Annotated in this window: 11 protein-coding genes; 6 read left to right on the top strand and 5 right to left on the bottom strand. The window is 61.5% G+C overall.

The genetic code is table 11. The features are described 5' to 3' along the window. Both ACYVDE_RS05790 and dapF read left to right on the top strand, forming a co-directional pair. On the top strand, positions 1-1,607 hold a 1,607-nt coding region (locus ACYVDE_RS05790; RefSeq protein WP_460500537.1), incomplete at its 5' end, for a peptidoglycan D,D-transpeptidase FtsI family protein. Positions 1,608-1,703: 96 nt separating this feature from the next. Continuing rightward, a complete protein-coding gene (dapF, locus tag ACYVDE_RS05795) occupies positions 1,704-2,504 on the top strand; it encodes a diaminopimelate epimerase (RefSeq protein ID WP_460500538.1) in 801 nt (266 codons plus the stop codon). 72 nt (positions 2,505-2,576) lie between these two features. On the opposite strand, the gene ACYVDE_RS05800 is transcribed toward dapF, so the two are convergent. The 5 genes from ACYVDE_RS05800 to ACYVDE_RS05820 all read right to left on the bottom strand — a co-directional run bounded on the left by ACYVDE_RS05800 (position 2,577) and on the right by ACYVDE_RS05820 (position 5,736). Then, positions 2,577-3,257 (bottom strand): type 1 glutamine amidotransferase domain-containing protein, encoded by a 681-nt coding sequence (locus ACYVDE_RS05800; protein WP_460500539.1) that lies wholly within the window; start codon positions 3,255-3,257, stop codon positions 2,577-2,579. A gap of 53 nt (positions 3,258-3,310) precedes the next feature. Continuing rightward, a complete protein-coding gene (locus ACYVDE_RS05805; protein WP_460500540.1) occupies positions 3,311-3,619 on the bottom strand; it encodes a putative quinol monooxygenase in 309 nt (102 codons plus the stop codon). A gap of 102 nt (positions 3,620-3,721) precedes the next feature. Further along, positions 3,722-4,720: an NADP-dependent oxidoreductase gene (locus ACYVDE_RS05810; protein WP_460500541.1), complete on the bottom strand. Its 999-nt coding sequence runs from the start codon at positions 4,718-4,720 to the stop codon at positions 3,722-3,724. A 95-nt stretch (positions 4,721-4,815) separates the two neighbouring features. Further along, positions 4,816-5,250, bottom strand: a complete 435-nt coding sequence (locus tag ACYVDE_RS05815; protein ID WP_460500542.1) for an organic hydroperoxide resistance protein — start codon at positions 5,248-5,250, stop codon at positions 4,816-4,818. 33 nt (positions 5,251-5,283) lie between these two features. Beyond that, positions 5,284-5,736: a MarR family winged helix-turn-helix transcriptional regulator gene (locus tag ACYVDE_RS05820; protein ID WP_460500543.1), complete on the bottom strand. Its 453-nt coding sequence runs from the start codon at positions 5,734-5,736 to the stop codon at positions 5,284-5,286. A gap of 201 nt (positions 5,737-5,937) precedes the next feature. On the opposite strand from ACYVDE_RS05820, the gene ACYVDE_RS05825 reads away from it, so the two are divergent. The 4 genes from ACYVDE_RS05825 to secA all read left to right on the top strand — a co-directional run bounded on the left by ACYVDE_RS05825 (position 5,938) and on the right by secA (position 12,762). Next, positions 5,938-6,453 carry a GNAT family N-acetyltransferase gene (locus ACYVDE_RS05825; protein WP_460500544.1) on the top strand — a complete coding sequence of 172 codons (516 nt, stop codon included), beginning with the start codon at positions 5,938-5,940 and terminating at the stop codon, positions 6,451-6,453. 176 nt (positions 6,454-6,629) lie between these two features. After that, positions 6,630-7,934, top strand: a complete 1,305-nt coding sequence (locus ACYVDE_RS05830) for a glycosyltransferase family 1 protein (RefSeq protein WP_460500545.1) — start codon at positions 6,630-6,632, stop codon at positions 7,932-7,934. 60 nt (positions 7,935-7,994) lie between these two features. Next, entirely contained in the window at positions 7,995-9,173 is a 1,179-nt protein-coding gene (gene glf / locus ACYVDE_RS05835; protein ID WP_460500546.1) for a UDP-galactopyranose/dTDP-fucopyranose mutase family protein, read from the top strand. A gap of 187 nt (positions 9,174-9,360) precedes the next feature. Beyond that, positions 9,361-12,762: a preprotein translocase subunit SecA gene (gene secA / locus ACYVDE_RS05840; protein WP_460500547.1), complete on the top strand. Its 3,402-nt coding sequence runs from the start codon at positions 9,361-9,363 to the stop codon at positions 12,760-12,762. Positions 12,763-13,037 lie beyond the last annotated feature (275 nt).

Consider the following 13,037-nt stretch of genomic DNA (forward strand, 5'->3'; position numbering starts at 1 on the left):
CCACGCGCCCGCCGCTCGATTCGCTCAAGCTCAGCAGCCTGGTGGGCTGGCGCGACAGCCTGCTCTGGCGCCGCATCGAAGCCGCCCTGCCCTACGAAGGCGCCCGCCCCAAAGGCGGCGTGAAACTGCTGTTGACTAACGCCGAAGCTAAAAAAATTCAGGACAACCAAAAAGACTGGCCCATGCTGAAGCTGGAGCAGCGCACCCTGCGCAGCTACACCACCAGCACCGGCGCGCCCGTGCTGGGCTACGCCTACGCCAACGCCCAGGCGTTTCTGGGCCTGGCCCAACGCTACCGGCGCGGCCGGTTTTACCGCCTGCGCAACGGCGGCGTCGAAACCTACTACAATGGCCTGCTCAACGGCCACCGTGGCTACGCGCACCCGCTCCTGGACACGTTGGGCCGGCCCCACGGCACGTGGGCGCCCGATACCGCTTTCCAGCAGGGCCAAGACCTGCACCTGACCATTGATGCCAACCTGCAGGCTTATGCCGAAAAGCTGCTGGCCGGCCGCAAAGGCTACCTCGTAGCCCTCGACCCGCGCACCGGCGAGGTGCTGGCCGCCGTGTCGGCGCCTACGTTCGCGCCCGGTGTTCTCACCGCGCCCGACCGTTCCGGCACCCGCCACAAACTGTTGGAGAACGAGGACATGCCCCTGCTCAACCGTGCCGCCATTCTGGCCAACCCACCCGGCTCGGTGTTCAAGCTCGTGAATGCAGCCGTGGCCTTGCAGCTCGGCGCCATCAAGCCCACCACCGGCTTCCGCTGCGACCAGTCGCTCATCAACTGCGTGCACCACCACCCGCAGGCCCGCAACCTGAGCATGGCCCTGCAATACAGCTGCAACCCCTACTTCTACCAGGTGATGCGCAAGCTCATCGAGCACGTGCCCGACAGCCTGGTGAACGACACCACCACCGCCCGCCACCGCAACCTGGCCGCCTGGCAGCACTACGCCAAGTCCTTTGGGCTCGACACGCTGCTGGGCGTCGATTTGCCCCGCGAGCAGGCCGGTTTCCTGCCCACGCCGGCCTTTTATGACAAGGCCCGCCGCACCCGCTACTGGAAGTTTCGCTCCATCTATTCGCTCAGCGTGGGGCAGGGCGAAATCAATCTCACCGGCCTGCAAATGGCGAATATGATGGCCATCATCGCCAACCGGGGCTGGTACTACACCCCGCATTTCGTGCGCAGCATTGGCGAAAATGGCCCCTTGGCGCGCTTTACCGAAAAGCACCATACCCTCATCGACAGCGCCAATTTCGAAGCCCTCGTGCCCGGCATGCTGGCCGTGGTGCAGCGCGGCGGCACGGCGGCCGCCTCCAACTTGGCCGATGTGGGCATTGCCATCGCCGGCAAAACCGGCACCGTGCAAAACGACGAAGGCGACGACCACGCCACCTTCGTCGGTTTCGCTCCTGCCGATAACCCCAAAATAGCCATCGCCGTGTACCTCGAAAATGCCGGTTTCGGCGCCACCGAAGCCGCGCCCGTGGCTGCCCTGGTCATCGAAAAGCATCTGCGCGGCAGCATCGCGCCCAAGCGCAAGCACTGGGAGCGGCGCATGAAGTATCGCGGGCAGGCGTATGAGCGGGAGCACCGGTAGGCGGGAGAATGGGCCAGAAGAACGTCATGCCGAGTGCAGCCGAGGCAGAAGGTTCTACTTGGTGCGGTGTTATTTTTGTGCGCTAATTATCCACTCATGCAATTCCATAAATACCAGGGCACCGGCAACGACTTCGTGATGATTGACGACCGTGCCCGCGCCTTCGACGAAACCGACCAGCCGCTCATCGCCCGCCTCTGCGACCGCCGCTTCGGCATCGGCGCCGATGGCCTGATTTTGCTGCGCAACAAGCCCGATTTCGACTTCGAGATGGTGTATTTCAACGCCGACGGCCGCCCCAGCTCCATGTGCGGCAACGGCGGGCGCTGCACTGTGGCCTTCGCCAAGCACCTCGGCCTCATTGGCACCGCAACCCGTTTCCTGGCCGTCGATGGCCCCCACGATGCCCGCATCGAGGCCGATGGCACCGTGCGCCTGCGAATGATTGACGTGAACGCGCCCATCGAAGCCGAGGTAGGGGAGGAGGGCGACGTGTTTCTGCACACCGGCTCGCCCCACCACATCCACTTCCTCGACCCCGAAGAACACCCCACACTGGCCGAGTTCGACGTGTTCGGTGCCGGCCACGACATTCGCCACGACCAAGCCTACGACCCCGCCGGCACCAACGTCAACTTCGTGGAAATTCCCGCCGACCCCGCCCACGCCTGGCCCGTACGCACCTACGAGCGCGGCGTGGAGAACGAAACGCTAAGCTGCGGCACGGGCGTCACGGCCGTGGCCCTGGCCGCCTCGCAGCGCGGTGCCACCTCGCCCGTGCGCCTGCAAACCATGGGCGGCGAGCTGGAAGTAAGCTTCGAGCCACGCCCCGATGGCGGCTTCACCAACGTGTGGCTGAGTGGCCCCGCCACGCGGGTGTTTGGTGGCGAAGTATAGCTCCGGTTTTGAGCATAAAAAAGGCCTTCCGTTGCTGCGGAAGGCCTTTTTTATGTTTGTTCGGCAATTGCCCTACTTCTTCAGCATCGCCAACACCTCCTCGGCGGCTTTCTCCGACGAAGCCGGGTTCTGGCCCGTAATCAGGTTGCCGGCCGAAACTACGTAAGGGGCCCAGTCGGCGCCTTTCGAGTAGTTGCCGCCGTTTTCCTTCAGCATGTCCTCCACCAGGAAGGGCACCACGTTGGTGAGCTGCACGGCTTCTTCTTCGGTATTGGTGAAGCCGGCTACCGATTTGCCTTTCACCAGCGGCTCGCCGTTGGCGGCTTTCACGTGGCGGAGTACGCCGGGGGCGTGGCACACCAGCGCCACTGGCTTGCCGGCTGCGTAGGCGGTTTCGATGAGGTCAATCGACTTTTTGTCTTCGGCCAAATCCCACAGCGGACCGTGGCCGCCGGGGTAGAACACAGCATCAAAATTTTCGGCCTTGATGGTGTCGAGCTTCACCGTGTTGGCCAGGGCTTTCTGGGCGGCGGCATCGGCCTTAAAGCGCTTGGTGGCGTCGGTCTGGGCGCTGGGGTCGTCGCTTTTGGGGTCGAGGGGCGGCTGGCCGCCGGCGGGCGAGGCCAGCGTGATGTCGGCGCCGGCATCGAGGAAGGTGTAATAGGGCGCAGCGAATTCCTCCAGCCAGAAACCGGTTTTGTGGCCGGTGTTGCCGAGTTGGTCGTGCGAGGTCAGAATCATAGCAATTTTCATGGTATTCGGTATTTAAGGGTAAGCGGAATATTAAAAAACAGCGCGGGCCGTCATTAGCTCAGCAGCTGGTAAAACTTCACGTCGCGCTCGGCCAGCAGCGGCCCGATTTGCCGGGCCACCAGCTCCTGGTAGTGCGCCGAGTCGCGGTGCGCTTCGAGCGCCGTCTGGTCGGCGTACTGCTCGTAGATGAAAAACTGCGTGGGCTCTTTCGGGTCCTGATGCGCGGTGTACACCAGGTTGCCGGGCTCGTGGGTCCGCACGGCGGCCACCGCTTGCTGCAACAGCTGGCGCACGGTTTCTTCATGCCCGGCCTTCGCCGTGAAGTGCGCCGCCACGCAGATGATGGGGTTTGGGGAGGACATGACAGAGGAGAAAAAGAGGAATAAAAAAGCCGGAAAGCAGCCCAATGGCTTCGTCAGGCTCCCCTCTCCTGTGGAGAGGGGCCGGGGGTGAGGTTCCGGCGCTTACGCCACCTTCACCACGGCCTTGCCCGTGTTGTCGCCTTTGAACAGGCCCAGGAATGCGGCCGGAATCTGGTCGAAGCCTTCGGTAATGGTTTCCTCGCCTTGCAGCTTGCCGGCAGCGTACCATTCGGTGAGCTTGGCCACGCCCTCGGGCCAGCGGCTGTAGTAGTCGCTCACGATGAAGCCCTGCAGCTTGGTGCTGGTCTTCAGGAGCTTGCCTTCGGGGCGCGGGCCCACGGGCGTTTCGGTGGCGTTGTAGGTCGAAATCTGGCCGCAGAGCGCAATGCGGGCGTGCTTGTTCAGCAGGTCGTACACGGCATCGGTGATGGCCCCGCCCACGTTGTCGAAGTAGCAGTCCACGCCGTTGGGCGCGGCGGCGGCCAGCGCTTTCGCAATGTCGGGAGTGGTTTTGTAATTGATGGCCTCATCGAAGCCCAGCGCTTTGAGGTGGGCCACTTTCTCATCCGAGCCCGCCGTGCCAATCACGCGGCAGCCCTGAATTTTGGCCAGTTGGCCCACAATCAGGCCCACCGCGCCGGCCGCGCCGCTTACCACCACCGTTTCGCCGGCCTTGGGCTGGCAGATGTCGAGCAGCCCGAAGTAGGCCGTGAGGCCGGGCATGCCCAGCAGCCCCAGGAAGTAGCTGGCGGGCGCTTTGTCCACCGGCACGGGGTTCAGTGTTTTGGCATCGGCCACGCTGTATTCCTGCCAGGGCAGGTTGCCCACCACCGTGGTGCCCACGGGCAGGGCCTCGCTCTGGCTCTCAATTACTTCGGCTACTACGCCGCCCGCAATGGGCTGGCCCACCTCGAACGGCGCCACGTACGACTTGGCGGCGCTCATGCGGCCGCGCATGTAGGGGTCGACGGACACGTAGCGCGTTTTCAGCAGCACCTGGCCGGCGGCGAGGGCGGGCGTTTCGCGGGTTTCGAATTGAAACTGGGCGGCTGTGGGCTCGCCCGTGGGGCGGCTGGCCAGCAAAATGGCTTGCGTTTTCATAGCAATCGAAATAATCAGATACTTGTAGAACGAAAAGAGCCGTGCCGGGTTTGCCGCGGCACGGCTCTCATTCGAAAAGGGGGTTAGCCCAGGGTTTAGGCGTTGGTCGTGGTGGTGAGGTTCACCTCGATGTTGCCGCGGGTAGCACGCGAGTAGGGGCAGATGCCGTGGGCAGCTTCCACCAGCTCCTCGGCCTGCTTCTGCTCGATGCCGGGCAGGTTCACGTGCAGGTCGGCCGAGATGCCGAAGCCGCCGTCCTCGGCCTTGCCGAAGCCGATGAGGGCTTCCACCGTCACGTTTTCGAGGCGCACTTTGGCCTGGCGGGCGGCCACACCCAGCGCACCCTCGAAGCAAGCGGCATAGCCGGCGGCAAACAGCTGCTCGGGGTTGGTAGCGCCGGCTTTGCCAGGGCCGCCCATTTCTTTTGGCGTGCTCAGCGTGAGGTCGAGCACGTTGTTGTTGGAAGAAACGTGGCCATCGCGGCCGCCTTTGGCAAGGGCCTGGGCAGTGAAGATTTTTTCGATTTTCATCGGACTTGAAAGAAAAAAAGTAAATGCCGGCCGCTAAGCCAGCTGGGTAAGTAAATGCGTGAGATGGCCGCGCAGGGCAACTATTTCGGCCTCCGACATTTGCATCTTGTCGAGCATCTGCAGCGGAATCTGCTGGGCCTGGGCCTCCAAGGCTCGCCCGGCCGGCAGCAGCGTAATGATGACCGAGCGTTCGTCGCGCGGGTCGCGGCGGCGGCTTAGCCACTGCTTCTGCTCCATGCGCTTGAGCAGCGGCGTGAGCGTGCCCGAGTCGAGCAGCAGCTTTTCGCCCAGCTCCTTCACCGTGAGTTCTTGGTGCTCCCACAGCAGCAGAAACACGAGGTACTGCGGGTACGTCAGGTCGAGGGCCTGCAGCAGCGGCTGATATGCCTTGGTGATGAGACGCGACACGGCATACACCGGGAAGCAAATCTGGCTTTCCAGCTTCAGCAGCGAGTTTTCGGCGGATGGGGTGGGGGAGGTTGTCATGCGGTTTCGAGTGGATAAACTGGTAATGGTTGTGCGATGTTTGATTGTGTACAATTTATTTTCACCAATTTGTTGATTATGGGTTGTGTGATAAATATTTTGCTATAAAAATCAGTAACTTATATAGAGATAAAAATTTTCGACAAGCCTGCCTTTACGCAAGCAAAAGCAGGTGCTGCCCGCGCACAATACTTTTACCCCATGCACCTGCGCGCCCTCGAACCCGACGACCTCGAATTCCTCTACGCCCTCGAAAACGACCCATCCATTTGGGGCGTGTCCGATACGCTCGCGCCGGTGTCGCGCCACGCCCTGCGCGAATATCTTGAGCACGCCACCGCTGATTTCTACGTAGTGCGCCAATTGCGGCTCGTGATTACTACTGATATTGGCAGCCCGGCCGTGGGCGTCGTCGACCTGTTCGACTACGACCCACTGCACCAGCGGGCCGGGGTAGGCATCACCATTCTGGGCACTAAGCGCCGCCGTGGCTACGCCCGCCAAGCCTTGGAACTCCTGAAAAAACACGCCCAAACCGTATTGCGCCTGCACCAGATTTATGCAACCGTGGCTGCCGATAACTCGGCGAGCATGAGGCTTTTTCAGGCGGTGGGCTTCCGACGGGTGGGCACCCGGCAGCAGTGGCTACGCACCCCCGGCGGCTGGACCGATGCCGTGGAATGGCAGTGCCTGCTGCAGGCCGAAAAAGTAATATGAGTATGTAATTGCCCGTATATCTACCTGATTAAGTGAAGTCTTGGTGAATACGTAGCGGGCTAAGCTGGGCTATATCCTTTAGCCGACAGGCTGCGTATAGGATAGCAAGCGTCCCAGCCGGGTAAGGAGTATGCTCCTTTGGTGCGGTGCGAAACCCCTTTTTCCTGCTCGTTTTCATGCCCCCTTCTTCGACGGTGGATGCGCCCTTGCGCGCCTCTGCCACCGCTGCCCGGCCCAGCGATTCAGCCGCCGAACCCACTACTCCTTATACCTTGCCCGACCTGGTGTGTTTCGCGCACCTACACTGGGATTTTGTGTGGCAGCGCCCGCAGCACCTCATGTCGCGCTTTGCGCAGCAGGGCCGGGTGTTCTACGTCGAAGATGCCTTTTACCACAACGACGACCTCATCGAGCCGCACGTTGAGATTAAAAACCGCGACAACGGCGTGAAAGTGGTGGTGGTGCACCTGCCCCAGCGCCTGCGCGCCGACGAAATGGCCGCCGACCAAGCCCAATTCGAGGTGCTGAGCCACTATTTCAGCGAGCAGGGCGTCACGAACTACGTGTTCTGGTACTACACGCCGATGGCGCTGGGCAAGTCGCGCCAGTTTGCGCCCAAGCTCACCGTGTACGACTGCATGGACGAGCTGGCCGCCTTCAAATTTGCCCCGCCCGAGCTCAAAAAGCGCGAGTTGGAGCTGTTTACTAAAGCCGACCTGGTGTTCACCGGCGGCCACACGCTCTACGAGGCCAAGCGCGAGCAGCATCCCGACGCGCACCCCTTCCCCAGCAGCATCGACAAGGCCCACTTCGGCCAGGCCCGCGGCCCGATGGCCGAGCCCGCCGACCAGGCCGCCATTCCGCACCCGCGCATCGGCTTCTTCGGCGTGGTCGATGAGCGGCTTGATATTGAGCTGCTACGCGAGCTGTCGCAGAATCATCCGGAATGGCAATTTGTCATCATTGGGCCGGTGGTGAAGATTGACCCTGCCACGCTGCCCCGCACGGCCAACGTGCATTACCTCGGCGGCAAAGATTACAAGGAACTACCCGCCTACCTGAATGGTTGGGATGTGGCGACGCTTTTGTTTGCTGACAACGAAAGCACCAAGTTTATCTCGCCCACCAAAACCCCCGAGTACCTCGCCGCCGGCAACCCCGTGGTGAGCACCCCCATCCGCGACGTGGTGCGCCCCTATGGCGACCTCAACCTCGTCCAGATTGCCGACAACGCCGCCGATTTCGGCCGCGCCATCGAAAAAGCCCTCACCCAGCGCGACGATGCCGACTGGCGCCAGCGCACCGATGACTACCTGGCCACCATCTCGTGGGACCAGACCTGGCAGCAGATGGTGGACCTGATGCAGGCCCGCCTCGCCGCCAAAACGCCCGACGCGGCCACTACCACCCAGGCCCACGAGCCGCTGGTGGCCACTAAAGTTTCGGAAGTAGCGCTGCCGCCCGCCGTGCCGGCCCGCTAGTTCCTGCCTCCCACTTATTCGCATTTGTCTCTTCCTTACGCACATCCATACTTCCGCACCATGTTTGACTATCTCATCGTTGGGGCCGGTTTCGCCGGCAGCGTGCTGGCCGAGCGGCTGGCCACCCGCAGCAACAAAAAAGTTCTCGTAGTCGACAAGCGCAGCCACATTGCCGGCAACGCTTACGACCATTACAACGAGGATGGCATTCTGGTGCACAAATACGGCCCGCACATCTTTCACACTAACTCGAAAGACGTGTTCGACTACCTCGGCAACTTCACCGACTGGCGCCCCTACGAGCACCGCGTGCTCGCCTCCGTGGATGGCCAGCACGTGCCAATGCCCATCAACCTCGATACTATTAACAAGCTCTACGGCCTGAGCCTGACCAGCTTCGAGGTAGAAGAATTCTTCGCCTCGGTGGCCGAGCCGGTTGATGTCATCCGTACGTCGGAAGACGTGGTGGTGAGCAAAGTGGGCCGCGAGCTCTACAACAAGTTCTTCAAGAACTACACCAACAAGCAGTGGGGCCTCGACCCCTCGCAGCTCGACAAATCGGTGACCTCGCGCGTGCCTACCCGCACCAACCGCGACGACCGCTACTTCACCGATACCTACCAGGCCATGCCCCTGCACGGCTACACCCGGATGTTTGAGAACATGCTCAATCACCCGAATATCAAGGTGATGCTGAATACGGACTACCACGAAATTATGGACTTCATCCCCTTCCGGGAAATGATTTTTACAGGCCCCGTGGATGAGTATTTCGATTTCAAATTCGGCAAGCTGCCCTACCGCTCGCTGGAATTCAAGCACGAAACGCTGAATAAAGAAAAGCACCTGGCCGCGCCGGTGGTGAACTACCCCAACGAGCACCCCTACACGCGCATCACCGAGTTCAAGGCCCTCACCGGCCAGGACCACCCCAAAACGGCCATCGTGTACGAATACCCACAGGCCGAGGGCGACCCGTATTACCCCATCCCGATGCCCGAAAACGCCGAGCTGTACAACAAGTACAAGAAGCTGGCCGACGAAACGCCGGGCGTGCACTTCGTAGGTCGTCTGGCTACCTATAAGTACTACAACATGGACCAGGTAGTGGCCCAGGCCCTAACGCTGTACAAAAAGCTGACGGAAAAGGAAAACGCCGCCAAGCCCGTGTTGCCGGCCATCTCGGGCAGCTCGGCACTGGTGGAGAAGCTGGTGAGCCGCTCGCCGCAGCCGGAGTAGCAGAAAGCCTGCACGAACAATAGCAGACCGTCGTGCTGATTTGCTACTCTTGGCATGACGTTCTGTGTTGTTCGATACCTGGAAAGCCCCGCCAATTTGGCGGGGCTTTTGGTTTTGGGACGGTTTTCGCGGAAGCCTCCGTAAATTTGGGGTGTGCGCAAGCGCATTTCGCTATAAATACTACCTGATGTTTGACTTCCTAGGCAAGACCGTCGCCAAAATATTCGGCTCCAAGTCGGAGCGTGATTTAAAGGAAATCACGCCCTACGTGGCGCTGATTAATGCCGAATATGCCAAACTGGCCGGCCTCACCGATGACCAGCTGCGCGCCCAGACCGACGCCGTGCGCGCCCGCATTGCCGAGCGCCTCGCTGGCCTCGACGGCCAGATTGGCGGCCTGCACCAGCAGATTGAGTCGCAGCCCCAACTAGACGTGGCGGCCAAAGAAGCCATTTTCGAGCAGATTGACGCGCTGGAAAAGCAGCGCAACAAAGACCTCGAAGCTGTGCTGCTGGAAGTGCTGCCCGCCGCCTTTGCCATTGTGAAGGACACGGCCCGCCGCTACACCGAAAACGGCCAGCTCGTAGTAACGGCCAACGCCCGCGACCGCGAGTACGCCGCTACGCACCCCAACTGCCAGATTGTGGGCGACCAGGCTATCTGGAGCAACAAGTGGACGGCCGCCGGGGCCGAAATCACTTGGGACATGGTGCACTACGACGTGCAGCTGATGGGCGGCACCGTGCTGCACATGGGCAAAATCGCGGAAATGGCCACCGGCGAAGGCAAAACCCTCGTGTCGACCCTGCCCTCGTTCCTGAATGCGCTCTCGAAGCGCGGAGTGCACTTGGTGACGGTGAACGACTACCTTGCCAAGCGTGACTCGGAGTGGAACGCGCCGCTGTTCGAGTTCCACGGCATTACGGTGGACTGCATCGACAAGCACCAGCCCAACACGCCGGAACGCCGCGCCGCCTACCAGGCCGACATCACCTACGGCACCAACAACGAATTCGGCTTCGACTACCTGCGCGATAACATGGCGCGCGACCCCGAGGAGCTGGTGCAGCGCAAGCACCACTTCGCGATGGTTGACGAAGTGGACTCCGTGCTGATTGACGATGCGCGGACGCCGCTCATCATCTCGGGCCCGGTGCCGCGCGGCGACGTGCACGAGTTCTACCAGCTCAAGCCGCGCATTCAGCGCCTCGTGGATGAGCAGAAGAAAGTGGTGCAGGCCTACCTGGTGGAAGCCCGCAAGCAGATTGCCGCCGGCAAAACCGGCGTGGAGCCCGGCGACAAAAACGGCGAGGGCGGCCTGATGCTGTTCCGCGCCCACCGCGGCCTGCCCAAGAGCAAGCCGCTCATCAAGTACCTCTCCGAGCCCGGCATCCGGGCGGTGCTGCAGGCTACCGAAAACCATTACCTGGCCGACAACTCGCGCCAGATGCCCAAGGCCGACGAGCCGCTGTTCTTCACCATCGACGAGAAGAACAACCAGATTGAGCTGACCGAAAAAGGCCTGGATTTGATTACGGCGCAGGGCGAAGACCCCAAGCTGTTCATCATGCCCGACATCGGCATGGCCATTGCCGACATCGAGAAAAACAACGCCCTCTCGGCCGAGGAGAAGCTCCAGCAGAAAGACAAGCTGATGAGCGACTACAACGAGAAATCGGAGCGGGTGCACACCGTGAACCAGCTGCTGAAGGCCTACACGCTGTTCGAGAAGGATGACCAGTACATCCTGACCGACGACGGCAAGGTGAAGATTGTGGACGAACAGACCGGCCGCGTGATGGAAGGCCGCCGCTACTCCGATGGCCTGCACCAGGCCATTGAGGCCAAGGAAAACGTGCGCGTGGAAGACGCCACGCAGACCTACGCCACCGTGACGCTGCAGAACTACTTCCGCATGTACCACAAGCTGTGCGGCATGACCGGCACGGCCGAAACCGAAGCCGGCGAGTTCTGGGAAATCTATAAGCTTGACGTAGTGGTGATTCCGACCAACCGCGGCATTGCCCGGAAGGACTCGGATGACCAGGTGTACAAGACAGTGCGCGAGAAATACAACGCCGTGGCCCTCGAAATCCAGAAGCTGGTGGAAGCCGGCCGCCCGGTGCTGGTGGGTACCACTTCGGTGGAAATCTCGGAGCTGATGAGCCGCATGCTGAAGCTGCGCGGCATCCCGCACCAAGTGCTGAACGCCAAGCAGAACCAGCGCGAGGCCGAGATTGTGGCCGCCGCCGGCTACCCCGGCACCGTAACCATCGCCACCAACATGGCCGGCCGTGGTACCGACATCAAGCTGCGCGAGACTTCGCGCGAGGCGGGTGGTCTGGCCATCATCGGCACGGAGCGCCACGAAAGCCGCCGCGTCGACCGCCAGCTGCGGGGCCGCGCCGGCCGCCAGGGCGACCCGGGCACCTCGCAGTTCTTTGTGAGCTTAGAGGATAACCTGATGCGCCTGTTCGGCTCGGACCGCATTGCCAAGCTGATGGACCGCATGGGCATGGAAGAGGGCGAAGTAATTCAGCACTCGATGATTACCAACTCCATCGAGCGCGCCCAGAAGAAGGTGGAGGAAAACAACTTCGGCACCCGCAAGCGTCTGCTGGAGTACGATGACGTGATGAACGCCCAGCGCGAGGTAGTGTACAAGCGCCGCCGCAACGCCCTGCACGGCGACCGCATGGAGGTGGATATCCTGAACATGATTTACGACGTGAGCGAGGACATCGCCAACGGCCACAAAATCACGGGCGACTACGAGGATTTCAAGTTGAACATCATCAAAGTGTTTGGCTACGATACCTACATCACGGCCCAGGAAATGAGCAGCCTGCCGCTACCGGCCCTCACGCAAAAGCTGTACGACGAGGCCCTGGGCTACTTCCAGAGCAAGAACGAGCACATCGCCAGCAACGCCATGCCGCTCATCAACGACCTGCTGAGCCAGAATGCGCCCTACGAGAACATCGCCGTGCCCTTCACCGATGGCAAAAAGCAGGTGCAGGCCATTGCCAACCTGAAGCGCGCCCAGGCCAGCAACGGCCATGACATTCTGCGCCAGATGGAGAAAGTGGTGGTGCTGAGCGTGATTGACACGGCCTGGACCCAGCACCTGCGCCAGATGGACGACCTGAAGCAGGTGGTGCAAAACGCGGTGTACGAGCAGAAAGACCCGCTGCTGGTGTACAAGTTCGAGAGCTTCGAGCTGTTCAAGCGCATGATTGCCAAGGTGAACGAGGAAACCACGACCTTCCTCTTCCACGCCGACGTGCCGGTGAACACCAGCATGGTGGGCACCAACGACGAGCCCGACTACTACCTCGAAGATGAGGAGCAGCAAACCAACTTCACCGTGGAGCACGAGTCGATGCTCGACTCGCCCGGCGCCGGTCCCGAAGACATGGGCCCGCAGGACCAGCCTGCCGAGAAGCAGATGCCCGCGCGCAGCCAGAAAGTGGCCAACCGCAACGACAAGGTGAGCGTGCAGTATATGGACGGCCGTGTGGTGCGCGACGTGAAGTACAAATCGGTAGAGCAGGATGTGGAAAGCGGCCGCGCCGTGCTGGTTGACTAAGCTGACTTAGCTGCTGAAAATAAAGACGCCCCGGCCGCAAGGTCGGGGCGTTGTTGGTTTTTGGGGTAAGACGGGCTGGAAAGTAGCTGGCCAGACGGCGTGGTGTGGTACAATGGCGGCGGTATCTTTGGCCAGTGCAGCGGGTGGCTGCCGGGCCCAATGGGGGCCTTTTCCTCTTTCCCTTTCCCGATGAATTCTTTTTACTCCTGTTTGCAGGGCGGCCGGGTGGCGGCCCTGGCACTGCTCATGGCTGCTGCCGCCCCGGCGGCGCGGGC

Source organism: Hymenobacter agri, assembly GCF_054778495.1.